24 protein-coding genes are annotated in these 24,251 nt (G+C 47.4%); 12 read left to right on the forward strand and 12 right to left on the reverse strand.

All coding sequences use genetic code 11. From position 1 onward, the window contains the following. Positions 1-80: 80 nt before the first annotated feature. Together NOG12_RS06145 and NOG12_RS06150 are read left to right on the forward strand one after the other, a co-directional pair. Positions 81-1,241, forward strand: coding sequence for an alanine racemase (locus NOG12_RS06145; RefSeq protein WP_313932731.1), 1,161 nt, complete (start codon positions 81-83; stop codon positions 1,239-1,241). Positions 1,242-1,326: 85 nt separating this feature from the next. Beyond that, complete coding sequence (locus NOG12_RS06150) at positions 1,327-2,937, forward strand: serine hydrolase (RefSeq protein ID WP_313932732.1); 1,611 nt, start codon at positions 1,327-1,329, stop codon at positions 2,935-2,937. Between the two features lie 73 nt (positions 2,938-3,010). On the opposite strand, the gene NOG12_RS06155 is transcribed toward NOG12_RS06150, so the two are convergent. Beyond that, entirely contained in the window at positions 3,011-5,440 is a 2,430-nt protein-coding gene (locus tag NOG12_RS06155) for a S9 family peptidase (RefSeq protein WP_313932733.1), read from the reverse strand. A 235-nt stretch (positions 5,441-5,675) separates the two neighbouring features. Between NOG12_RS06155 and NOG12_RS06160 the strand changes: the two genes are divergently transcribed. After that, positions 5,676-6,107 carry an META domain-containing protein gene (locus NOG12_RS06160; protein ID WP_313932734.1) on the forward strand — a complete coding sequence of 144 codons (432 nt, stop codon included), beginning with the start codon at positions 5,676-5,678 and terminating at the stop codon, positions 6,105-6,107. Positions 6,108-6,132: 25 nt separating this feature from the next. Here NOG12_RS06160 and NOG12_RS06165 read toward each other — a convergent pair whose 3' ends face one another. After that, positions 6,133-6,768 (reverse strand): peroxiredoxin, encoded by a 636-nt coding sequence (locus tag NOG12_RS06165; RefSeq protein WP_470384919.1) that lies wholly within the window; start codon positions 6,766-6,768, stop codon positions 6,133-6,135. Positions 6,769-7,142: 374 nt separating this feature from the next. Here NOG12_RS06165 and NOG12_RS06170 point away from each other — a divergent pair, with 374 nt between their 5' ends. Genes NOG12_RS06170 through NOG12_RS06185 form a run of 4 tightly spaced genes read left to right on the forward strand, consistent with a single transcriptional unit; the run spans position 7,143 to position 9,499 of the window. Beyond that, positions 7,143-8,114, forward strand: a complete 972-nt coding sequence (locus NOG12_RS06170) for a CsgG/HfaB family protein (protein WP_313932735.1) — start codon at positions 7,143-7,145, stop codon at positions 8,112-8,114. After that, a complete protein-coding gene (locus tag NOG12_RS06175) occupies positions 8,114-8,437 on the forward strand; it encodes a hypothetical protein (RefSeq protein ID WP_313932736.1) in 324 nt (107 codons plus the stop codon). Before NOG12_RS06170 ends, NOG12_RS06175 begins: the two co-directional genes overlap by 1 nt. 22 nt (positions 8,438-8,459) lie before the next feature. Then, positions 8,460-8,813, forward strand: a complete 354-nt coding sequence (locus tag NOG12_RS06180; RefSeq protein WP_313932737.1) for a DUF4810 domain-containing protein — start codon at positions 8,460-8,462, stop codon at positions 8,811-8,813. A gap of 2 nt (positions 8,814-8,815) precedes the next feature. Further along, a complete protein-coding gene (locus tag NOG12_RS06185) occupies positions 8,816-9,499 on the forward strand; it encodes a DUF799 domain-containing protein (protein ID WP_313932738.1) in 684 nt (227 codons plus the stop codon). On the opposite strand, the gene NOG12_RS06190 is transcribed toward NOG12_RS06185, so the two are convergent. The 9 genes from NOG12_RS06190 to NOG12_RS06230 all read right to left on the reverse strand — a co-directional run bounded on the left by NOG12_RS06190 (position 9,489) and on the right by NOG12_RS06230 (position 16,971). Further along, positions 9,489-10,103, reverse strand: coding sequence for a 4'-phosphopantetheinyl transferase family protein (locus NOG12_RS06190; protein ID WP_313932739.1), 615 nt, complete (start codon positions 10,101-10,103; stop codon positions 9,489-9,491). The two genes, NOG12_RS06185 and NOG12_RS06190, sit on opposite strands and share 11 nt — an antisense overlap. A gap of 25 nt (positions 10,104-10,128) precedes the next feature. Next, positions 10,129-11,724 (reverse strand): ABC-F family ATPase, encoded by a 1,596-nt coding sequence (locus NOG12_RS06195; protein WP_110075662.1) that lies wholly within the window; start codon positions 11,722-11,724, stop codon positions 10,129-10,131. A gap of 149 nt (positions 11,725-11,873) precedes the next feature. Continuing rightward, positions 11,874-12,803: a YeiH family protein gene (locus tag NOG12_RS06200; protein WP_313932740.1), complete on the reverse strand. Its 930-nt coding sequence runs from the start codon at positions 12,801-12,803 to the stop codon at positions 11,874-11,876. Continuing rightward, positions 12,803-13,033, reverse strand: a complete 231-nt coding sequence (locus NOG12_RS06205; protein WP_313932741.1) for a DUF2798 domain-containing protein — start codon at positions 13,031-13,033, stop codon at positions 12,803-12,805. Before NOG12_RS06205 ends, NOG12_RS06200 begins: the two co-directional genes overlap by 1 nt. A 40-nt stretch (positions 13,034-13,073) precedes the next feature. Further along, on the reverse strand, positions 13,074-13,943 hold the full coding sequence (locus tag NOG12_RS06210) for an MBL fold metallo-hydrolase (RefSeq protein ID WP_313932742.1): 870 nt from the start codon (positions 13,941-13,943) through the stop codon (positions 13,074-13,076). A gap of 156 nt (positions 13,944-14,099) precedes the next feature. Further along, the gene (locus tag NOG12_RS06215) at positions 14,100-14,810 is read right to left on the reverse strand and encodes an OmpW/AlkL family protein (RefSeq protein WP_313932743.1); all 711 of its coding nucleotides are present in this window, start codon (positions 14,808-14,810) and stop codon (positions 14,100-14,102) included. Positions 14,811-14,926: 116 nt separating this feature from the next. After that, the gene (locus tag NOG12_RS06220) at positions 14,927-15,358 is read right to left on the reverse strand and encodes a c-type heme family protein (protein WP_313932744.1); all 432 of its coding nucleotides are present in this window, start codon (positions 15,356-15,358) and stop codon (positions 14,927-14,929) included. Between the two features lie 4 nt (positions 15,359-15,362). Further along, a complete protein-coding gene (locus NOG12_RS06225; RefSeq protein ID WP_313932745.1) occupies positions 15,363-15,902 on the reverse strand; it encodes a response regulator transcription factor in 540 nt (179 codons plus the stop codon). Next, positions 15,895-16,971 (reverse strand): sensor histidine kinase, encoded by a 1,077-nt coding sequence (locus NOG12_RS06230; RefSeq protein ID WP_313932746.1) that lies wholly within the window; start codon positions 16,969-16,971, stop codon positions 15,895-15,897. The genes NOG12_RS06225 and NOG12_RS06230 overlap by 8 nt, the downstream gene beginning before the upstream one ends. Positions 16,972-17,120: 149 nt before the next feature. Here NOG12_RS06230 and NOG12_RS06235 point away from each other — a divergent pair, with 149 nt between their 5' ends. From NOG12_RS06235 to NOG12_RS06250, 4 genes are read left to right on the forward strand one after another with little or no spacing between them, the layout of a single operon-like run. After that, on the forward strand, positions 17,121-17,489 hold the full coding sequence (locus NOG12_RS06235) for a hypothetical protein (RefSeq protein WP_313932747.1): 369 nt from the start codon (positions 17,121-17,123) through the stop codon (positions 17,487-17,489). Between the two features lie 39 nt (positions 17,490-17,528). Then, the gene (locus NOG12_RS06240) at positions 17,529-18,482 is read left to right on the forward strand and encodes a TonB-dependent receptor domain-containing protein (protein ID WP_313932748.1); all 954 of its coding nucleotides are present in this window, start codon (positions 17,529-17,531) and stop codon (positions 18,480-18,482) included. Continuing rightward, positions 18,455-18,850 carry a TonB-copper family protein gene (locus tag NOG12_RS06245; protein WP_313932749.1) on the forward strand — a complete coding sequence of 132 codons (396 nt, stop codon included), beginning with the start codon at positions 18,455-18,457 and terminating at the stop codon, positions 18,848-18,850. Before NOG12_RS06240 ends, NOG12_RS06245 begins: the two co-directional genes overlap by 28 nt. Positions 18,851-18,898: 48 nt before the next feature. Then, positions 18,899-19,618 (forward strand): YebC/PmpR family DNA-binding transcriptional regulator, encoded by a 720-nt coding sequence (locus NOG12_RS06250; protein WP_313932750.1) that lies wholly within the window; start codon positions 18,899-18,901, stop codon positions 19,616-19,618. Between the two features lie 97 nt (positions 19,619-19,715). Here NOG12_RS06250 and NOG12_RS06255 read toward each other — a convergent pair whose 3' ends face one another. Next, the gene (locus NOG12_RS06255) at positions 19,716-21,809 is read right to left on the reverse strand and encodes a S9 family peptidase (protein ID WP_418055304.1); all 2,094 of its coding nucleotides are present in this window, start codon (positions 21,807-21,809) and stop codon (positions 19,716-19,718) included. Between the two features lie 316 nt (positions 21,810-22,125). On the opposite strand from NOG12_RS06255, the gene NOG12_RS06260 reads away from it, so the two are divergent. Continuing rightward, positions 22,126-24,174, forward strand: coding sequence for a diguanylate cyclase domain-containing protein (locus NOG12_RS06260; RefSeq protein ID WP_313932752.1), 2,049 nt, complete (start codon positions 22,126-22,128; stop codon positions 24,172-24,174). The last annotated feature ends 77 nt before the right edge of the window (positions 24,175-24,251 follow it).

A 24,251-nucleotide genomic window follows, 5' to 3' on the forward strand; every position in this document is an offset into this window, starting at 1 on the left:
CTAATTCATGCGACAAGACTGGGTTTATTAGTTGCAGCAGAATGGTTAGTCTGACCAATCGAATCCAAAGGAGAAAACTCATGACTGCCAGTGACGCTTGGTTAACCCAACTTACCACGCCATTGTTGCTTATAGATGAGCGCAAGTTAAACCGTAATGTGCGGCGCTTGCAGCAGCGTATGGCAGCGTTAGGTTGCGCATTGCGGCCACATTTAAAGACACTAAGGTCGTTGCCCGCAGCTGAGCGAGTGGTCGCTAACCCACAGGCTCCTATCACGGTATCGACTTTAGCTGAAGCAGAAGCCTTTGTTCATGCCGGATATACAGATGTCCTCTATGCGGTTGGCATTACTCCGCTCAAATTAACCCGAATTGCCAACTTAATTCAGCAGGGTGCTAAGGTACATATTCTGCTAGATACCCTCGCACAGGCAACTGCGGTGTATCACTACTCACAGCAGCATCAAGTTGATTTTTCCGTCTTTATTGAAATTGACTGCGATGACCACCGCGGTGGTTTGAGCCCTGAAGATCCGGCGCTCATCGCCCTGGCGAACTACCTGGTTGCCCATCCGGTTAATCGACATGGCCCAGCAGTCACTGGGCTTATGACCCACGCAGGCGGCTCCTACGACACTGATTCGGTTAGCGCCATTAAACAGGTTGCTGAAGCTGAATGCCAAGCAGTACGCACAGCTGCTACTAAACTTGCCACAGTTGGTATCGAACCACTCATGTTGAGTGTAGGCTCGACTCCTACCGCACATTTCGTTGACGACCTCACTGGTATCACTGAGGTTCGCGCAGGGGTATACACCACCTTTGACTTAGTGATGCAGCAGCTTGGAGTATGTGCGCTAGACGACATAGCGATGAGCGTTGTTACTGCAGTTATTGGTTACAATCATGAAAAAAACTGGCTTTTAATCGATGCAGGATGGATGGCGCTCTCGCGCGATCTAGGCGCAACTCGTAACGCACAAGAGCCATCTTATGGACTAGTTTGTGATATTGCAGGCCAGCCCTTAGCTGCGGATCAACCCATTGTGGTTAATGGAGTTAACCAAGAGCATGGGGTGATTGTACTGCCAGCGGCTATCCGTTGTGAGCAATTTGACATAGGTCAGTTGCTGCGCATTTTGCCGAACCATGCCTGTGCCACAGCTGCCATGCATACCCACTACCATGTCGTCACCGAAACACAAGCGCACGAGGTTTGGCCACGCATTCTTGGATGGTGATGGCTGGGGATGGTAATGGCTGGGGCTGGTAAAAACAGCTTTGGCTGATAATAAACTTTTTTGATAATGAGATAGGATGATTTTAATGAAGCAAATGTCTGTTGTTAAACTATCCCAACAACTGAAGCCAACGGTTTTAGCGTTGGCACTCCTTATGATGCCGAGCCTGAGCAGTTATGCCCAAGCTACCGATACACTTGTGAACACCGCTGTTGAGGCAGAAAAGCCAGCTTTAGCCGAACATATTAGAGCATCCGCTGCCGCTAGCTTACCTGCGTTTAACGTACCTGGTATGGCGGTAGTCGCGGTGCATCAAGGCAAAGTAGTGCTAGCTGAGGGTTTTGGCATTCGCGACCTAGAATCTCAGCTGCCTGTTACCAAAGAGACCTTGTTTGGGGTTGCCTCACACACTAAAGCCTTTACCGCTGCCGCTATGGCAACCCTAGTTGATCAAGGCAAAGTGAGTTGGGATGATCCTGTAGTAAAACATCTTCCCGAATTTAAGTTGGCTGATGCTCAGTTAAGTGCGCAGCTAACGCTACGTGATTTGCTGAGCCATCGCACCGGCTTAGGTTTAGGTGCTGGAGATTTGATGATTTGGCCAAATACCGATAAAACCACGGCCGATCTACTGGCGGGATTGGCTCATGTCCCTATCGCCCACGGCTTGCGTGAACGCTTTGACTACAACAACCTGATGTTTATTGTTGCCGGCGAAGTTATATCTCGTGTTAGCGGAATGAGTTACGCCGACTACCTTGCAGAAACATTCTTCAACCCGCTAAACATGAATAACACTCACGTTGGGTTTTCAACGATTCCAGCCACTAACAAAAACTTTGCGGTGGGCACGATTGAAGCACAAGGGCAGCTCCATCGCTTTGCGCTAGATTATTTAGAAGACTTTGGCGCAGCCGGTGCGATTGCCAGCAATGCTGAGGACTTTGCGCAGTGGCTGCTAACCCTTCTCAATCATGGTGTTAGCCCCACCGGCGAACAGCTGATAAGCGAGCGCAGCTTTCAAGCCATGTGGCAAGTAGCCACACCTCTTGGGGTACCACCAGCAGCTGCTGCTCAGGGCACCCACTTTCGTGGCTACGGACTCGGTTGGTTTGTCAAAAATTACCACGGAGTGAAGCATGTATCTCACAGTGGCGGTATTTTGGGCATGCTCTCACTAACCACTCTTATTCCTGAACATGATTTTGCTATCACTGTTATCAGTAATCAGCAAGCTTTCGGCGCTTTAACAGCCGTCACTGAAGAAGCACTGGAGCTCATTCTCGATTTACCTGATAAAGACTGGCTGGCTAGTGAACAAGCTAAATACGACGATATGATCCAAGCTAAAGCCGAATTTACCTTGCCGGCACCGAGTAGGACACGTGCGGCCTTAGACCTAGCCTCGTATAGCGGCACTTATCGGGATGCTTGGTACGGTGACGTCAACATTAGTGTTAACGACGATCAATTAGCCATTAGTTTTGCGCACACCCCCATGTTGCAGGGCCAGCTAGAACATTATAGCGGTGATACTTTTGTGATTCGTTGGCATGAACCCTTGCTAGAAGCCGATGCCTTTATCGATTTTAGTGTGAACCGGGAGCAACAGGTTACTGGCGCGAGTTTAGAAGCGGTTGCTGATTTTACTGATTTCAGCTTTGATTTTCATAACTTACGGTTAGTGAAGCAATAAACGTTAGTGATATTGTGACAAGCAAGCACAAATAAAAAAGCCCAGCATGGTTGCTGGGCTTTTGGTTTGGGTTCTACTCACCCTTAAGGTGTTCATCTAACCAACGAGTTTGCTCCCACAGCATGTGTAATACTGACTCGCGAGCTCGGTAGCCATGTGATTCATGAGGTAACATCACCAATCGTGCGGTGCCACCAAGTCCCTTGATGGCTTGATACAGACGCTCCGACTGCATCGGGAAGGTACCTGAGTTGTTGTCGTTGATACCATGAATCATTAACAAAGGTTCGTTAATTTTATCGGCATGGAAGAACGGTGACATGCGAATGTATAAGTCAGCATCATCCCACACGGTGCGCTCTTCGCGCTGAAAGCCAAAGGGTGTCAGGCTACGGTTATAAGCGCCGCTGCGAGCAATACCTGTCTTAAACAGATCACTATGCGCAAGCATGTTAGCAGTCATAAAGGCACCGTAAGAGTGGCCACCTAATGCGACTCGCTCTGGGTCAGTCACACCTAGTTTGGCACCAGCATCAATCGCGGCTTTACCGTTCATTACCAACTGCTCAATAAAGGTATCATTTGGTTGGGCATCGCCCTCACCCACAATAGGCATAGTAGCAGCATCTAGTACGGCATAACCTTGGGTTGCCAAGTACTGAGGAGACCAATAGCTAATGCGAACAAACTCATAAGGTGATCCTGAAATTTGTGCTGCTGCTGCTGAGCTCTTGTATTCACGCGGGTAGGCCCAAACAATCGTTGGTAGCGGGCCATCACGATCTTTATCGTAGCCAGCCGGTAAATACAGTTCAGCCGACATCGGTAAACCATCGTCCCGCGTATAGGTAATTTGCTCGCGGGTAATGCCTAAAGTATGCGGCATCGGATGCGGTGTTTCAGTTAACGCCGTGAGCTTATTATCATCAATATCTCGAATAAAGAAATCGGCAGGATCGTTCACCCCTTCTCGCTGTGTTAAGAAGGTCATGGCTTCTGCATCGATCAGTTCTCGAGGGGCTTCATAATAAGGCGCCTCACTGCGCCATAAGCGCTCACTGCTCTTATCCATCAGGTTATAGCTGTCGATGAAAGGCCGATCACCTTCATCCGATGCTCCACTACCACGCAGTAACAAGTTACCGTCCTTCAGGTACAACAGCGTTCGCCCCTCATCGGTTTGTACGGTGAACGGAGCGCCTGGATCGTTATAGCGGTCTTCCCATGAACGCTCCCATACCAGCTCGGTGCTGCGCTTACCTGATGCATCCACCAACCAAAGTTTCTCGTCACGGTCTGCCCACCAGCGCTCCCAAATGAGAAGATGCTCGTTATCTGCAGCAAGCAAGCCGCTGAAACGCTTACTCAAATCGGCTAATTTTTGCGGCTGGCCCTTAAATGGAGCAGCTAACTGGAACACTTGGTCGCGTACTTCAGTAGCAACCGCCGGGTCACCTTGGTCTGCGGCTTCAGCCCAAACTAGAGTGGCATCCGCATCATTACGCCAACTAATCGAGCGACGTCCCTGCACTACGGCATCGAACGCAATCGGTAAGTTATCAGCTAACCCCTGCTCTACCACTTGATAAACTAACTTACCCGTTGGTGACCAGACTTCCGTAGTTTCAGGAAAACGATAATGAGGGACTGCGTAAGAATAAGGACGCTTAAGCTGGCTTACCAAAAGATAGTCATCACTTGGAGCCACACTCAGGCCATTGTAAACCGCAGGTTCACCGATGACACGCTCTTTACCTTTCACACTAAACAGCTTGATTTGGCTCGTAAAATAATAGTCAAACAAGTCTTCATCATGTTTGTTTTGCAACAAATCTTGGTAGGTGCGCCCAGGTGCAGTACGGCCTTTGCTTTCAGTGATGACCGGCCCGGTAGGGACAACTTTTGCAGCAGGTTTGGTTAATCCGTCAACCACCGTGTAACTGTACACACCGGAGCTATCGTGCAACCACGCTAAGCGCGCGCCCCATACCGCATTGAGTGCGGTTTTTGACCAGCGTTTTGCTTTGGCCTTGGCAACATCCACCAGCCATAACTCCACGTGCTTTTCTGTCTGCTGTGCCAAAGCTATGTAGCGGCCATTAGGCGCCCAGCTTACCGCTAACGCCTTCAGATCAGCAGGCAGCCCTTGAATGGATTGATTGTTACCGGTAGCTACATCAACCAGCTTTAACTCACTGATATATCGCGCTTGGCTGACCGTGTAGTTGGCCGGATTAATACGACGACCAGCCAACTTCAATTGGTCTGCAGCCATATCATAAATATCGGGTAAGGCAGGATAGCCGGTTACCAACAGTAAGGAGCCATCTGGGCTTAAGCTAGCCCCAGGTGATGGCGCTGCATCAACAATATCAATGATGTCTTGGGCTGGTTGTTGGTAGTTAATTTTAACCGGATTAGCTGCTGCCATCGGAGCGGAAAGTGCGAGTACGCCTGCGGCTAAAACGCTTGCACAAGCCGATAAGGGAAAACCTTTGATCATAGCCTTTACCTTGTTGATAGTTATAGTAGATAGCTTCTAAGCTAACACAGCCGCTAAATTTCTCCAGCCAATCATCCCGTGGCAAGCGATATACATGCCTAAAAAAGAGATGAATGCAGAATCCTTTACGTAAAGCTTGCCAAACTGACTTATTTTGCTACATAAAAAGAGGGGGTGTTTGGCTATACTAGATCTTCTTGTTGTGCTCATTCTTTTGTCACCTATGAGGTCAGCTATGCAGTCCGTCAAATCCGTTATCAGCCGTCTAGGCTTAATTATATGCGCCACGTTACTCGTCAGCGCCTGCGCAGAGCCAAGCAGCGCCAACCTGCAGCAAGCATGGCAGCTACAAGGGAGCTCATTAGAACAGCCACCGACCATTGAGTTTAATCAGAAAACAGAAGTGTTTGGGTTGACCGGCTGTAATCGTTTCCATGGTACCTATACTGTTGGAAAAAACGGCAGTGAACTTAGCTTTAGCCCGATAGCAGTTACCAAAATGATGTGCGCACCCGATCAAATGGAAGCGGAGCAAGCATTTTTAGAAGCTTTAAACCAAGTGCAAAGTTTCAATATTGAGGCTGATACGCTGCATTTGTTGGGGCGCAATACAACCGCTGCGCCTTTGATGAGTTTTACTGTAGTGACAAAAAAGCAGCTCGATTGAGCTGCTTTTTCACTGAGGTAGGCACTTACTTGTTAACGCTGGTAAAACGTAAGTAAGGCTTCACTGTTTTAAACCCTTGCGGGAACTTCTTCTCGGCATCTTCCATCGATACACTTGGTGGAATGATAACATCACCGCCTACTTGCCAATCAGCTGGGCAAGCCACGCCAAATTGATCACCGGTTTGTAAGGCATCAATCACACGAAGAATTTCGGTGAAGTTACGGCCAACGCTCATTGGGTAAGTCATGGTTAAGCGAATTTTATGGTTCGGGTCAATGATAAACACTGAACGTACCGCTGCAGTTTCGCTCTCACCTGGGTGAATCATGTCGTACAACTCAGCGATTTTCTTATCTTTATCTGCAACGATAGGAAATTCCAAGGTGGTATTCTGAGTTTCGTTAACGTCTTTAATCCAGCCTAAATGCTCTTCTACGGTATCAGTCGATAAACCTAAAGGTTTGACGTTACGCTGAGCAAACTCGCCAGCTAACTGTGCCGTACGACCCATTTCAGTAGTACAAACTGGAGTGTAATCAGCTGGGTGGCTGAAGAAAAATACCCAAGAACCTTGCGACCAATCGTGGAAGTTAATCTTGCCTTGAGTGGTTTCAATTTCAAAATTTGGGGCGATATCGCCAATACGTAATCCCATCATATTCTCCTAGTTCACTTTGCTTGTTTAGGTTGTGGCAGCCAACTGCTTGAGGTGTCGACCAGAATAACAAACATCTATGCAACCGGCTCTATTTCGTAACTTTCTAAAATATAGTCAATCCATTCGAAAATGGCCAGTTTTGTAAATCGATTAGTGCCATCTATTTTATCGAAACTGTTCGCTTGTGCTTAGACCACTTTGCTCTAACATATGTTCCATTAACTCAAAGCCTTTGTATTAGCAATGAAAGATTCAGCGTTAGCATGACCAGATGATGACACTTGTTTACAATTTTGTTGTTTAATCCATGCGTTATTGTTAGCCCGTGTGATATTCTACGGAGGTTTGTAGAACAATAATCAACAAGGTCCTCCATGAACAAAGCACATCTTTTAGTACCAGCTGTGGCGGCTTTAGCCCTAGCTGGCTGCGCTAGCCAAGCGCCGCAACCCACACCAACCAAACCGCCAGTCAATCAGCAACAACAGCTGGCGGCACAGGCGCAGCAACAGGCCGAACAGCCCATTGAGTTAGGCCTTAAGCGGAAGCTGGCGGTGGGTAGATTAACCAATGAAACTAACTACGGACGCAGCCTTCTGCGCGAAGCCAGTAGTGGTCAGCATGACCAAAAAATATCCGATATGTTTACTCAGGCCATCGCCAATACCAATCGATTTTTAGTGTTTGAACGCCCCGATCTCAATGCGGTAACAGCAGAACAGCAACTTACTGGGCAAGCCAATAACTTAGTGGGCGTAGATACCTTAGTTATCGGCTCACTCACCGAATTTGGTCGCTCAACTACCGGTGAACGCGGCTTTTTATCGAGTAGTTCGAAGCAGGAAGCGACTGCTACCGTAGACTTACGTTTGGTCGACACCAATACGGGCCAAGTGATTGCCTCGGTATCAGGAAGCGGAAACTCAGCCTTAGAGCAATCTCGCACCATGGGTTTTGGCTCGGTTGCTGGCTACGATGGCAGCTTAAATGACCGAGCTATTGGTGCTGCCGTTAATGCTGCGGTAGAGAAAATGCTGGAATTGATTCTAGCCAAACCATGGTCTGCTGATGTATTGGCGAGCGAAGACCAACTGGTGTTTATTAGCGGCGGCGAAAAACAAGGGGTTAAGCCGGGTATGGTGTTTGATGTGCTAACCAAAGGTAAGGTAGTGCGCTCACCCACTACCGGTGGCAATATCACGTTACCAGGTAAAAAAGTGGCTGAACTTACCATTCAAAGCTTGTTTGGCAACACAGATTTAGTCCAAGGCGCAGCAGGTACTATTACCTCTGGCAGCATTGCGGACCTAGACCTTTCAACCCTCGAAGTAAGAGAGCAACAATAATGAAGAATCTCAGCTTAGCCCTAACCGCAACCCTGTTGGCGTTAACCTTAGCTGTTGGTTGTGCCAAACAACCGATTCGTACCACCACCATTGCCGATACGGCTCCGCAGGTAAGCTTTAAAGTTGCAGATGCTGCGGGCTTAGAATTGGTTGTTGACGGCGTCAGCTATGGTGACCTTGCCCAATACACCTATCCAGAGCGGGCAGTTCAATTGGTTCCTGGGCAGCATTTGATTATTGTGCGCCAAGGGGAGCAAGTGGTCTACCAAGAATCACGTTACTTTAGTGAAGCAACGCAAAGCACCATAACCATCAACGAATAGTACCTAACGAGAACTGGCATACATGAAATTAAAACTCCTTTGGGTTGTTTTAGGCAGCCTACTGGCATCTGCCTGTGTCACCAATAATAATCTTTACCAATGGGGCAATTACGAAGAAGCGCTTTTTGTTTATTATCATGAACCTGAAGTTAAAGAAGAGATTCTGATTGATTACTTAGAATTTATTGAAACGGCCCAGCAAAAGCCAAAGCCTGTTGCTCCTGGCCTCTTTGCTGAAGCTGGTACTTTTTTACTAGAGCAAGGTAAACGAGCTGAGGCGATTAAGTTTTATCAACTAGAACATGACACGTGGCCTGAGAGTCAGCTGTTTATGGCCGCCCTGATTCGTAACCTGCAAACTCAACAAGGACAATAATCATGACATTACTCCAACGTGTTAGCATGCTTGTTACTGTCCTTGTGTTGGGGGCTTGTGCGAGTGCTCCAGATACCACGCACCTCGAGCCATTGCATCAGGCTAAACTGCAATCGATTTTAGTGGTGCCAGTAAATAACAACACCATTGATGTGCAGGCACCAACCTCGGTGTTAGCAACCTTACCCTTTATGCTCGCCGAGAAAGGCTATTACACTTATCCGGTCAATACCGTAAAAATGTTACTTGAAGCGGAAGGCTATTATGAAGCGGCTGAAGTGCATGCAGCGCCAGCTGATAATTTAGCTGCGTTGTTTGGCGCTGATGCGATTTTGTATGTCACCATTCACGAATGGACAGCCCAATACATGGTGCTTGCGACACATACAAAAATCGACTTTGAATATCGTTTAGTTAATGCTCAAGGGCAATTATTATGGCAAGCACGCAAAGAGTTGGTTTATGCACCGCAGCAACAAAATAGCTCAGGTAACCCATTGGCGGATTTAGTAGCGATGGCTATCACTGCGGCTATCGAACGTGCTGCTCCTAACTACCTGCCATTAACCCGAACTGCCAACGGTCAAGTCTTTTATGGCGCAGAAACGGGATTACCACCAGGTCCTTACCATCCCAAATATGCTGAGTATTACCAAAAATTAGAGCAACCCAAGGCTACTCAGTAAGCTGGTTGAAATCTACCAGTCGCAGTTTTTCAGCGGGTAAGTCAGGATGATATATAGCCAACTGAAAAACTGCTACCTGGTGCCAAGTAGCAGCTGCTTGATAAACGTCAAAAGGCTGCTGCAAGGTACGCATGAGTAACCCTTGCTGATATTTAGTCACGGCTTCAGCTAGGGTCCAGCGCCGACTAAATTCAGAGGTACTGACGGTAGCTGATAACCCGGCCAAAAAGCCATCCGCAAAACGTTTCAATAATAACGGTAGCTGTTTAGGCGCTCGGCTGCGTTCAATATCCACCCCCATGGCATGGCTAGCACTGACGCCAACCAAGGCCGCACCCTCAGTGTGACTAATGGAGCAGTGCCAACGCTGGCCTTGCACCATGAGTTCCGGCGCGCCATTACTAGCACGTACAATCACAATATCCTGATTAGACACTTGAGGCTTGAGCTGTGTTACCGCAGCACGAATTAATGCCCGGCCTGCTAGAAATTGCTGCTGACGTTGTGGTGCGGCGTATTGAGCGGCTTGCTGCAGTTCATGAACAGATAGCCCATGTAGCTGTTGGTCAGCGCACAGCACGGCAGCTAGGTCCGTGCTGTACACAGCTAATAGTTGTGGTAGCTGAGGCTTAGCCCTGCTGCATTTGTTGGCGGAGGTAATCATCGTAAGTACCAGAGAAATCACGCATGCCTTGGTCGGTTAATTCAATAATGCGAGATGCTAACGATGACACGAATTCGCGGTCATGGCTAACAAAAATCAACGTACCATCGTAATGTTCTAAGGCCAAGTTTAATGCCTCGATAGACTCCATATCTAAGTGGTTGGTAGGTTCATCCATGATCAAAATATTAGGCCGCTGCATCATCAATTTACCGAAGATCATACGCCCCTTTTCACCACCCGATAAAATGGTCACCGGCTTTTTAATATCATCCTGAGAGAACAGCATCCGCCCCAACACACTGCGTACAGCTTGCTCATCATGGTGCGGCTGCATCCATTGGCTCATCCATTCAAACACGGTAACTTTATCTTTAAACCAATCGGCATGGTCTTGGGCATAGTAACCAATATTGACATTTTCAGACCATTTGATGATGCCGCTATCGGGCGTATGTTGCCCCACTAAGCACTTCAATAACGTCGTTTTACCGATACCGTTTGCACCCAGAATTGCGACCTTCTCACCCACTTCGATCATGGCGGTGAGATTTTTAAGCACCTGCAACTCGTCAAAGGACTTACTTAAGCCTTCTATTTCAAGGGCTAATCGGTACAGCTTCTTCTCTTGCTCGAACCTAATATACGGACTGATTCGGCTTGAAGCTTTCACTTCTGCTAACTGAATCTTCTCAATTTGTTTAGCTCGAGAGGTTGCTTGTTTTGCCTTAGAAGCATTTGCTGAAAAACGACTCACAAACTGTTGTAGTTCTGCGATCTTCTCTTTCTTTTTAGCATTTTCGTTCAGCAGCTGCTCACGCGCTTGGGTGGCCGCAAACATATACTGGTCGTAATTACCTGGATACACACGCAATTCGCCGTAATCAATGTCCGCCATATGAGTACAAACACTATTCAAAAAATGACGGTCGTGCGAGATGATGATCATGGTAGCTTGGCGGTCATTCAGTACCGTTTCTAGCCAGCGAATGGTGTTAATGTCTAAGTTGTTGGTCGGTTCGTCTAACAACATAATATCAGGGTCAGAAAACAGCACCTGCGCCAATAACACCCGCAGCTTTAGGCCCGGAGCTATGTCACTCATTAAGCCATAATGCGCTTCAAGTGGTATCCCTACTCCTAGCAACAACTCACCTGCTCTTGATTCAGCGGTATAGCCATCAAGCTCGGCGAACTCGGTTTCTAAGTCGGCTACCCGCATGCCATCATCTTCGCTCATTTCCGGTAAGCTATAAATACGGTCGCGTTCAGCCTTGATTTGCCAAAGCTCGGCATGACCCATAATCACCGTATCAATAACCGTGTATTGCTCGTAGGCAAACTGATCTTGGCGTAACTTACCTACGCGTAAGTTCGGTTCTATGGACACGTTGCCCGCAGACGGCTCTTGCTCACCACTAAGAATGCGCATAAAGGTAGATTTACCGCAGCCGTTAGCGCCAATCAAGCCGTAGCGATTACCTTCACCGAACTTAACAGAAATGTTTTCAAAAAGAGGTTTTGCACCAAATTGCATGGTGATGTTTGCAGCAGAGATCACGATAGTACACCCGAACAAAAATTAGGCGCGTAATCTACGTGGTTTCGCGCCAAATTACAAAGGAAGTTTCATTAAAACGCGATAATCATAGGCCAACATCGCGTTAACCCCATGGAGAATTAACTTAAGGTAAATGAAGTTGGCTTCTATTAACTCGCTAGTAACAACCAGGCTAAAGAACCAGCGCCAATCAACAACCACAGCAACACGGCTAATAACAGGGCTGCTCCGCCAGCGGCTTTGAGCTTAGTCCAACTCATGCTAGCTCCAATCAAGAACAAACAAACCACAAGAAGTTGTTTACCGCCATGAAAGAGGAGGTCATAAGCAGGAGTAAATTGCGGCCAAACATAATGCACTAACATGGCCAGCACATAGCCTACAATAAACCATGGCAAACTTACCTTAACCCGCCCGGCGTTCGGCTGCATCCGCTGATACCACCATGCTGATAACAGCGCTAGCGGCACAATCCACAGAGCTCGTGCTAACTTAAGGGTGGTGGCGACCTGCAGAGCCTCATTACCATAGGCCTGCGCAGCCCCTACTACCGACGAAGTATCATGAATAGCAATGGCAGCCCAAACGCCAAAGGTATGCTGGTCTAAATCAAGGGCATGGCCGATAAGCGGAAACACCACCAAGGCCACCGCATTCAGCGTAAAAACTGTTGCCATAGCTAACGCCAGTTGGTCGGCTTTAGCATGAATGGCAGGCCCAATAGCGGCAATTGCACTACCGCCACAAATAGCTGTACCAGAGCCAATTAAATAACTGGTGGTGGGGTGAACTCGAAAGGCCCTACCAAGCAACCAAGCTGCGACTAACGTCAGTACAATTGAGGCAACAATCAGCCCCAAATAGCTCCCCGTTAAGCTAACGGCCGCTTGTAACTGCACGCCAAACCCCATAGCGACAATGGCTATCCCGAGTAATTGCTTAACCCAGCTGGTTATTGCTACAGGGCCTGGGTGTAATCCCAGTGCAGTTGCAACAAACCCCATAACTAGCGCGACGGGTGCACTCATCCATGGGGTTAAACAGCTCAATAACAGTAACCAAAAAATGGCAACTTGCATTAGTCAACGATCAACTTGGTCAAGCGTTTTACAATCGGCAATAAAATTAACAATATCGGAAACGCCACCAACCAAGAAATAAGCCAAGCCTGTGACCACAACTGCATAAAGTTATCAGGCATTTCCACCGCTCGAATGGTGCTAACCGATGACACAATAAAGGTCATTAAAATGGACAATATCAGCGGCATGACTTTGGTTTCATACTTAGCTGGCAACTTCTTGGCCATGAATGCTCTCCGTTAAAAGATTAGGATAACCCTATTGTTGCTACAGCTGATCAATGGGTAGCTTTAAGTAGACTTTGCCATTGTCATCAGCTGGGGGCATTTTACCGGCGCGAATATTCACCTGAATTGAAGGTAAAATCAACCGTGGCATCTCTAACGTTGCATCGCGTTCTTCACGCATTTTCACAAACTCTGCTTCGCTCACGCCATCATGCACGTGTTTACTATGTTTGCGCTGATCAGCCACTGTGGTGCGATACTCGTGGCCACGACCTGCTGGTGGGTAATCATGACAAATATAAATATCCGTCGTTTCTGGCAACGCTAGTAACTTTTTGATCGAGCGATATAACGTTGTGGCGCTACCACCAGGGAAATCACAACGAGCCGTACCCACATCTGGCATAAACAGGGTGTCGCCAACAAAAGCCATTTGCTCATCCACAATGTATGCTAGGTCTGCTGGCGTATGTCCCGGAGTATGCATAACCCGCAGTTGCATGCTACCTACTTGAAACTGCTCGCCATCAGTAAATAAATGATCAAACTGGGTACCGTTGGGTAAAAACTCTTTTTCAAGATTAAAGATCTCTTTGAAAATCGTTTGCACTTGTTTGATATGCTCACCGATACCTATCTTGCCACCTACGTTTTGTTGGATAAACGGGGCTGCTGACAAATGGTCGGCGTGCGCATGTGTTTCTAAGATCCACTCTACGGACAAGTCGTTTTGCTTAATGTAATCAACCATGCGCTGCGCGCCATTGGTTTTAGTGCGGCCAGATTTATAATCAAAATCAAGTACAGGGTCGATAACAGCTGCAGCTTTTTCATCGGTGCGGTGGATAACGTAGCTAAAAGTTTCGCTATCGTCGTCTAAAAAAGGTTCAACATGAATTCTAGTGCTCATTGTAGGGCTCCTGTCGTATTTAGCTAAAATGGCCTTGTTAACTATAATACGAACTCATTCGTACTTCGGCTTATCCTAAAATACATGATTTTTCACCAACTGCAACCATAAAAAAAGGCGACCGAAGCCGCCTTTGTATCGATAAGTTTCCATCGCTTAGAAACGATAGCGAATACCAGCCATCGCTACATACGGGTCGATATCTACGTTAACACGCTGCGCGGTTGCGTTGTTAATACGAACATCGGCATCGGTGTCGATATCCATTTTACTGACCATGAAGTGTAAGCCCCAATTGTCACTAATTGCAACGTTAACACCTGCTTGCAAGGCATAGCCCCAGCTGTCTTTAAGAGCTAGAGTAACGCTATCTGACGCGGTGACTGCACCTAGGCCAGTTAACGCACCTACCAACTCAGATGATGCTTGCTCATCAAAGAAAGTAGTGTAGTTCACGCCAAAACCAACGAACGGGTCAATCGCATCATTTGCAAGATCAAAATGATATTGAGCTAACAATGTAGGTGGCAATTGCTTTACTTTACCTACTTTTAAACCAGCTAAAGCTCCGGTTGCATACACATCATGGCTAAATGGTGTTGCCGCAACTAATTCTAAGGTCCAATTGGTGTTTAACTTATAGTCAAAAGTTAAACCTAGCTGAGTATTGGTATTGACGTTTACCCCGGTCGTGCCTGCGGGCAAGCCTGCTAAGCTTTCGACAACATTTAATGAGCTGCTGCTATCGTCAGGCATAACACTGATCGCACCAACATTAACGCTGAAATTGTCAGCGTTGAATTCTGCCATTGCTGGAGTTGCTAAAAGGCCTAAAACGACACTGGCTGCGATTGCTGATTTTTTCATACTGCACTCCTTGGTTGATATACCCTAAAGTTTATAAGGTTATTGGTGCGCAGATGTTGATCAGGATCAATTTTTTGCGTCAAGCCACTGTACTAAAAAGGCGCCGCGCAAATCACCTACGGCAAAGCCGGTAGCTTGATCTGCGGGATACTTCGCTTGTACTGCTTGCGCAATTTCTGGCTAACTGAGCCCCCATGACAAGCAGCACATTGCGGTTGCATTACAATCGCTTTCATATAGTACTGGTTGCCGTCACTTGATGAAAACATCAGTTCTGGTGCTGTTTCGCCTTGGTTCATCTGCGCTTGAAAGTACTCTAGCACAGCGCGCTGTTCGGCGGTGGGGGCATTGTTGGTATTGCGTACCCTCAAAGCGGTACGCGAAACTACCGCCTTTGTATCGCCTTGATTCGCAGCATTAACGGCTGCAGCGATGACGGGTGCTTGTTCATTGCATACTTGGATACCATGCACCGGGCCTTGTTCTTGCATGGCCTTCATGAGCGTAGCACTTAGTTGGCTTCCGAGTGCCTTACTCATGGCTTTCATACTGTTACTCCTTAAGGGGTGAATACTTACCTAATTTGCGTTGTAGCGTACGCCGGTGCATCCCTAAAGCTCGGGCCGTAGCGGAAATATTACCGTCGTATTCTTGCAGGGTGCGTTGAATATGCTCCCACTCTAACTGGGCAGGGCTTAGGTGATGTTCAGCCAGCTCTGGCAGTTCATCCGCATGCGAGCTCTCTGCATGTTCTAAACTTTGCAGTAGCGTCTGGGTTTGAATCGGTTTTGCTAAATAGTCTGTAGCGCCAGCTTTGATAGCAGCAACCGAGGTTGCAATACTGGCATAGCCGGTCAACACTACTAGGTGCCTAGGTTTAAATCGTTGCTGTAATGGTTTTATCAGTTCTAGGCCATTGGCATGGCCAAATTTTAGGTCCAATAGGATGTTGGCAATTGGCGACACTGTGATCTGCTTCAATTCATCTTCGCTGGCCGCCGTCATCACCTCGTAGCCATAGCGCTGCATACGCGCAGCCAGGGTTTGTAATAAAGTAATATCATCATCAATAATCAAGAGTCGTTCAGTCACTGTAGGGCTCCGTCGGTAAACGTATTTCAGCCACCACTTGAATCAGGTTCTCTGCACTACTAATGAGTTCGCGGCGCCAGCTGACTCGACCTTGAAACCTTTCAATGGTGGAATAACTAAGCAAGGTGCCTGCGCCTGCACCGCGGCTGCTGGGTAACAGCTGCTGGCCTAACTGAGGGGCCGGTGGTAATTCATCAGTGCTGCCGGTGTTGCTGATGGTTAATACCCAATCGTTACCATCTAAGGCTGCTAGCACCTCAATCGCTAGCGGATGCGCTAACGGCTCGGGCTCGAGTTGCTGTTGCGTTGCTTGCGCGGCATCGGCTGCGTTGTGCAATAAACTCAATAAGGCGGGTAATAAGGTTCGATCAGCACGCACAGCAACGGGCTGTTGTACTTGATCGTGCCAATTAGCGTGAATATCAGGTCGTGCGATAAGCAAAGCATCTTGGAGTTGCTGCAGTAACTGATGCACCTCAAACGGCATCAGCCGATGGGTACGAACATCTTCAGCAACTTGGCGCCAATCTAACAGTAAATTATGAATACGTTTGACTTGTTGTTCCGCTAATTGCAAATCTGCATCGTTGGGGTATTGCTGGCGAGCGTCTTCTAATAAGAACTGGATGGTTTGAATAGGGCTGGCTACCTCATGACTAAACTGAGCTGCGGCCGTACCTATCGATACCAACTGTTCATCACGATGTTGGCGTTGTTGCAATGAGCGAATCGCTTGTTGTTGGCGCACAATACGCACTCGCAGCCAATGTAACGTCACTCCCAGCAGCAGCGCAGCAAAAACTTGGCCATAAACCATTGCCCGATAATGGGTATCCATCTGATGATGAGTGGGTAGCTCGGCTTGCAGCTGCCACAGCTGCCCTGCGATGCCTAATCCCATCACCAGCCAGGCCAGCCGGAACGGCAGTAGTAGCATAGCTGCGGCCATTGGCACCAAGGCTAGCACCGCATAGGGGTTAGCCGCAGCACCATGCTGCCAAATCACTACACTTGCCGTTAATGTAATAAGGAGTAGCAATAAGGCTACGATGCTATCTCGTTTCGTCACTATCACCCACCTCTTTTTAGATACCTCTTAAGTATGCATGCAAATGGCAATAAATCCAGCTGCGACACTTTGCCACATCGGTATAATTTTCAATAGGTTGATAATAGCGCACACTATGACACAGACCATTGTTGGGTGAGGTATTTACCATGTTCGCAAAGTCAGCTCTCGCATTATTTATGGCCACTTTAGCAACTGCAGCTATAGCCAATGAGCCAACTCAGGATGAAACCGACAAAGACCTAGAGCGTATTATTATTACTGTGGTAAAGCCGCTCAACAGTATTGAATTAGCAAAAGATACTAAAGCGCCACAGCAACCAATACCGGCACATGATGGTGCTGATTATTTGAAGTCGATTCCGGGCTTTTCAATTATTCGTAAAGGTGGCACCAGTGGTGACCCCGTGTTCCGCGGTGCGGCTGGCTCCAGACTAACCATAGCCGGTGATGACCAAATGATCTTGGGTGGTTGTAGTGGCCGGATGGCCCCTCCTACTGCCTACATTAACCCATAGAATTTTGACCGCATTCGAATCATCAAAGGCCCTCAGAGCGTGCTGTATGGACCCGCCTCTGCCACCGTATTGTTCGAACGCGAAAATTATCAGTTTGATGCCAGCCAAAGCCCTGGCCAAGTAAGCTTGATTGGCGCCGCTTACGGTCGCCGCGAATTTAATGCCGACTACGGTATCGGCAGCGAGCTTGGTTTTATGCGCTTAAGCGCCACCCACAGTGAGGCTGATGCTTATGAGGATGGTAATGGGGTGGCTGTGAATAGTGCCTACGAGCGCTGGGGGACCGATTTACAGTTGGGCTGGACCCCGTCTGCCGATACGCTACTGATGGTAACCTTGGGCAATAGTGGTGCAGAAGCTGCCTATGCTGACCGGGCGATGGATGGCTCAGTTTTTGACCGCGACAGTGCCAGCTTGCGTTGGCGCCAAGCGTATCTCACCGATTGGTTAGCTGAGTTTGATGCACAAGTCTATTACGGCTATGTCGATCACGTGATGGATAACTACAGTTTACGAGACTTTCGGCCAACTGGCATGATGCCGAACCCAGCGGCGCGTAACCCCGACCGATACACTCGCGGTGGCCGTTTAGTTGCCACCATCGATAGCGAGTTTTGGTCTGTGCTAAAAGTCGGTTTAGACCATCAATATCATGAACACCGCAAACGCGTTAGCATGAACCAACCGCTGATGCCCTATGAAGAAAAACCAAGAATTGCGGATGCCATTTTTGAGCAAACTGGGGTTTTTGCGGAAGCTAGCTATGCCCTGACAGACCGCACCTTGCTGTTATCGGGAGTACGCTTTGATCAATGGCAAGCCCTTGACCAACGTCAGCAACTAGGCACTATGATGAGCCCAGTTGTGAACCCTACTGCCAATGCCGCGCGCGATGCTGATTTAGTAAGTGCGTTTATGCGTGCAGAAACTAAAGTTGGTCTGATAACCTATTACTTGATGCTTCGGTGGCCTACACTCATGGTAGTAACTTAACCGACCATCTTGCCTTAGCCCAACAGCCGCCGTTAGAGCTTAAGTTTGGAGCCGAATATCAGTTGCAAGATTGGACCTTTGCCGGCTTGTGGCGGGTGGTTGATAATCAACATCGTGTCGCCATTGGGCAAGGTAATATTGTTGGCAACGACTTCAAAGCGACTGCTGGTTTTGGCACCTTAGCCATCAACGCCCATTGGTCACTAAACGAGCAATTGAAGCTAAGTTTTGGCATTGATAACCTGTTGGATAAAGCTTATGCGGAACATCTAAGCAGTGCTGGAGCCATGGTTGCAGGCTTTGAGCAGATAACTCAAGTTAACGAACCCGGACGAATCTGGTGGTTTAAACTGGATTATCACCTGTAACTCAGTTTAAAATTGCGCCTTTCTAAAAAAACAATAGCGAGAGCAATTATGGGTCGTGCCTATCAAAACCGCAAAGAGTCGATGGCCAAGACTGCTGCGGCAAAAAGCAAAGTTTACAGTAAATATGGCCGCCAAATTTACGTTGTAGCAAAGCAAGGTGGGATTGATCCAGTCGGTAACTTGCAGTTGCGCAGCTTAATTGACAGTGCCAAGAAAGACCAAGTGCCAGCCCACGTTATTGAAAAGGCCATCGATAAAGCAAAAGGTGGTGCGGGCGAAGATTATGCGCCAGCCATCTATGAAGGTTTTGGCCCTGGTAACTGTATGGTGATGGTGGAGTGTTTAACGGATAACCCTAACCGTACCATCGGTGAAGTGCGTAACTGCTTTACCAAAACTAAATGTAAGTTAGGGGCTCCGGGCAGTGTGGCGCACATGTTTGACCATTGCGCCATTTTGCGCTTTGCTGGCGAAGATGAAGATGCCGTGCTTGAAGCCTTAATGATGGCTGATGTCGATGTGACTGATGTTGAGGCTGAAGGCGGTTTTATCACCGTATTTGCGCCTCATACAGAGTCGTACAAAGCTAAGCAAGCATTATTGGATGCGTTTCCTGAACTCGACTTTGAAGTTGACGAAATTCAGTATCTGCCGCAAGTGAGTACTACGCTTAGCGGTGACGACGATATTGCGTTGATGGAGAAGTTTTTAGACATGCTGAATGACTGTGATGATGTGCAGAACATTTATCACAACGCAGAGTTTTAAGATAACTGCTAACCCCTTAGCATAGAAAATAAAAAAGCCAGTAAGTTAGTACTTACTGGCTTTTTCTTATTGAAGTTATCGCAGGTTTAAATCGAGTCTACTTGGCTTCAAGCAAATTCAAGATAAAAGCATACTCTTCCGCAATTTCTTTCATTCGCGCAAACCGACCTGAACTACCGCCATGTCCAGCAGTCATGTTGGTTTTGAACATCAGCGGGTTAGCATCGGTTTTGTGTTCCCGTAATTTAGCGACCCATTTGGCTGGCTCAAAATATTGCACCTGTGAATCGTGTAAACCGGTTGTAACCAAGATCGCTGGGTAGTCCTGGACACTCACTTGATCGTATGGAGAATACGACAACATATAATCGTAGTAAGCTTTTTGCTTAGGATTACCCCACTCATCAAACTCGTTGGTGGTTAACGGAATGGTTTCATCCAGCATAGTGGTGACCACGTCCACAAAAGGTACGTGTGCCATCAGCCCGCGGTAATGTTGTGGAGCCATGTTGGCTACAGCACCCATCAGCAAGCCACCAGCGCTACCGCCCATCGCAAACACTTTATCTGGATGCGCATAGCCTGCAGCTACGAGGTGCTCGGTAACATCAATAAAGTCAGTAAATGTATTGATTTTATTAAGCAGTTTACCGTCTTCATACCACTGCCGCCCCATTTCTTGGCCACCACGAATATGGGCTATTGCATAAACAAAACCGCGATCTACTAGGCTAAACACCGTCGAGCGGAAGTACGGATCTGAGCTAGAACCATAAGAGCCGTAGGCATACTGATAAAGGGGCGCAGTACCGTTTTTGCTAAAGCCCTTTTTGTACAACAAGGTGACTGGCACCATGGTGCCATCATCAGCTTTAGCCCAAGTGCGCTCAGTGCTATATAAACTCGCGTTGTAGTTAGGTACTTCCGTTTGCTTGAGCTGTTGTTGTTCACCACTAGTCATGTCATATGCGTAAATAGTCGCTGGCGTGGTCAACGAGCTGTAGGTGTAACGTAGAGTATCGGTAGCTTGCTCGACATTACGCTCGAACGACATCACGTAGGCTTGCTCATCAGCTGCAACTACTTGCGCGGCGGCTGGGTCTTGCCAAGGCACAATGCGAATTCGGCGCAAACCGTCACTGCGCTCGTTAAGCGCCAGATAATCGGTAAACACCTCATAATCTTGGATAAAGACGTCATCGCTTGGCGCAATCAATGGTTGCCAGTTAGCTTTATCACCAATGTCAGCATGACTCACTTGCATCATTTGGTAGTTCGGAGCATCCATATCGGTGCGAATGATCCAGCGCCCATCAATATGGTCAGCACTGTATTTCAGATGGCGCTCACGCGGTGCAAACAAGGTAAATTCAGCATTAGGTGTGTCCGCATCTAAGATATGCAACTCACTCGATACCGTCTGGGACAGGCTGATGGTAATGTACTCACCATCTTTGGTATTACTAACGTACATATAGAAGGTGTTATCGGTTTCTTCATAAACCAATTCTGCTTGTGCCGCAGATTGACCTAAGTTGTGCTTCAATACCCGAGTTGATAGTAACGTCTGCGGATCGTTTTCAATCACAAACAAGGTTTCGTTGTCTTTAGCCCAAGCTATAGCGGAAGATAAGCCTTGTAGCCGGTCAGGGAGGTCTTCACCGGTGGTTAAATCACGAATACGTAGCTCGTATTGACGACGACCGGTTGGATCCACCATGTAGGCTAACAATTGCTGATTTGGGCTCACCTGCATATTGCTTACTTGCATGAACGCTTGCCCTTGGGCTAACTCGTTCACATCCAGCATCACTTCAGGCTCAGCATCAGCAACACGCAAATCGCGACGCTGGTAAATAGGATACTCTTTACCTGCTTCGTATACCGTTGAATATTCGTAGTCGCCTTTCACATAAGGCAATGAGCTATCGTCTTGTTTGATACGACCGATGATTTCTTGTTCAACCGTGGCGGTTAAATCAGCATAGCTACTGCGGTAAGCATCGTAATAAGCATTTTCTGCCTCTAAATGAGCGATCATAGCCGGCGCCTTGCGCTCATCATCACGCAACCAATAATATGGATCATTACGGTCGCCATGAGGTGATTTAACCAAGTACGGGATCTTCTCAGCGACAGGCGGTGTCGCTTTTAATTCTGTCGCCGCATCATTGCTGCAACCAAAAATCATCAGTGTTGATAACGCTAAGCCACTGATTATAAATTTATTTCTTAAAGCCATGTGTGATTCCTTCAAGGTAAACACGAAACTGTAAAGATATATTTTCACTGCAGCACTATAACTTGAATTGGCTGACAGGCAAATTTTCATTGTTTCGATATGTAACCATTTGTATCTTTGTGGTATAACAAACGGCTTGATTACAAACAATTAACACTACAGCATATAAGCGGTCATAGCGGTTATTCAACGCATTTGTCTGTCACTGGCCCAACCAGTGCGATAAGGTGCTCTTAATAACCCAAGAAGAACAGCGGGAGAATTCATGGTTCGGTACATTCATGCGGCTACTTTGAGCATGCTTTTATTGGTGGCATTGACCTTTGCCAATATGAGTTATGCAGACATGCTTCCGCCGACGGATGCTGCAATAGAAGAAGAGCTCGAAGGTCTCTTAAATGAGTCTGATTATGAGGCCTCGCTGGTTCGTTTACTTGAGCTGCATGAGAGCACCAGCGAGCAAACGCCGGTCATGACTCGCATTCGACTGCTTGGTTACATCGCCTCTAATCATCATTACAATAAACGGCCCGAGCAGGCGCAAGACTATTTACAACAAATGAAAGCACTTGCGCAGCGCAGCGGCCTACCCGATGCCTTAGCTGAAACTGGTGGCACCGAAATCTATATTTTACTGTTAGATAATAAAGTTTCTGAGGCGTTAGCGATTCTTAATGACGCGTTAGTGCCAGTTGAACAAGCAACCATGCCTCGAGTTAAGTATTTTGTGCATAATCTTGCTGCTTATGTGTATTCAGCTCGTAGCCAATTCGCAGCAGCGCTCGAGCATCTTATCTATGCCCTAGATGCCATTAGCGGCACCAATACTGAGCGCACTATATTGCGCCAAGCTAGTCTCAAGTTGCGCATCGCCAACATTTATAATCAGCAGAAGAGCTATGACCTTGCGCTAGAGCAATTGGATGACCTTGAGGTTCGTACGGCAGAGCTTCCTAATGCAAAAGCCTATTTGGTAGAAGTCACCTTCCAGCGTGGCGTCATCGAAACAGCCCGCGAAAATTATGATGCAGCCTTAGCTCATTACGCCCAAGTAAAAAAACTTATAGCTGACGACACCGATTATCAGAGCACTTATTTAACGGTGCTTAATAATATTGGTGATATCGATATGAAGGTGCGTGACTTTGCCGGAGCGCGCCAAGCTTTCGACGAAGCCTATGCTATCGCTAACTTAAATAACGATGAGTTTAACGAAACCATCATTCGTTTTAACTTAGGTTTTATTGAAGTTTACGAAGGCGACTATGCTAACGGTCTGAGTAAGATGCTTGAGATTGTCGAACTAGCACGAGCTGAATGGGCGCCCGTAGACACTGAAGTCTTACTTGGTGAGTATGCTGAAGCCCTTGGAATTGCCGGCAACTATCAAGAAAAGGCTGCTATCCTGCTCGAGCAACGAGAGCTACGCGACCAAATTTATAAAGCGGAGCAACAGAAAAGCGTTGCCGAGTTACAGAATTTGTACGATAGCAAAGATAAAGCTCAGCAAATTTTGCTACTAGAGCAAAAAAACGAGTTGAACCAGCAGCTCATTCAGAACCAAGAGCAAAAACGTACGATTCTTCTACTTCTCGTAGTGGTGGCACTGTTTGGCGCAGTCTTAATCTTTATGTTGTACCGCTCAGCGCGTCGCTCTAACCAAGAACTTAAAGTGGCGAACGTAAAACTAGCTGAACAATCTATTCGTGATCCTCTTACCGGGCTGTTAAACCGCCGAGCCTTACAAAATAAGTTAAACGACCAGCATGATGCGCACGGTGATGCGATGATTTTGCTCGATATCGATCACTTTAAACGCATCAACGACAATCTTGGCCATGCCGTGGGTGACGATGTGTTACTTGAGGTTTCAAAGCGCTTATTAGAGGTTTCGCGAGATTCCGATCTGGTGGTACGTTGGGGTGGTGAAGAGTTCTTAATTTATCTTAGCAACACCGAACAGAAGCGCTTACCAGCCCTCACCGCAAGATTACTGGCTGCCATTAGCGAAAAGCCAATCCACTCTGGTGATAAAGAGCTGCATGTTACCGCGACGGCAGGCTTTATCAGTTATCCATTTGCGGATTTAAACGAGAATCAAATGGACTGGGAAGATACCTTACAGCTTGCCGATATGGTGCTCTACGCCGGTAAAGTGCACGGCCGTAATCAAGCCTGGGGCGTCATGGCGTTAACTGTACCTTTTGCTGAGGCTCAGCCGCTGTTAGAAACAGACCTGCCAGCGGCAATCGACCAAGGCATGTTGAGTGTTGAAGTGGTACATGGCCCTAAAGTTCCTAGCTATAAAGCCTAGTATTGATTAGCACCCAAACCAGTTATTACACGTACTAAAAAGCCCTTGCTGGATAAACCAACAAGGGCTTTTTTCAT

Source organism: Pseudidiomarina fusca (assembly GCF_032227045.1).
Taxonomy (GTDB): Bacteria; Pseudomonadota; Gammaproteobacteria; order Enterobacterales; family Alteromonadaceae; genus Pseudidiomarina; species Pseudidiomarina fusca.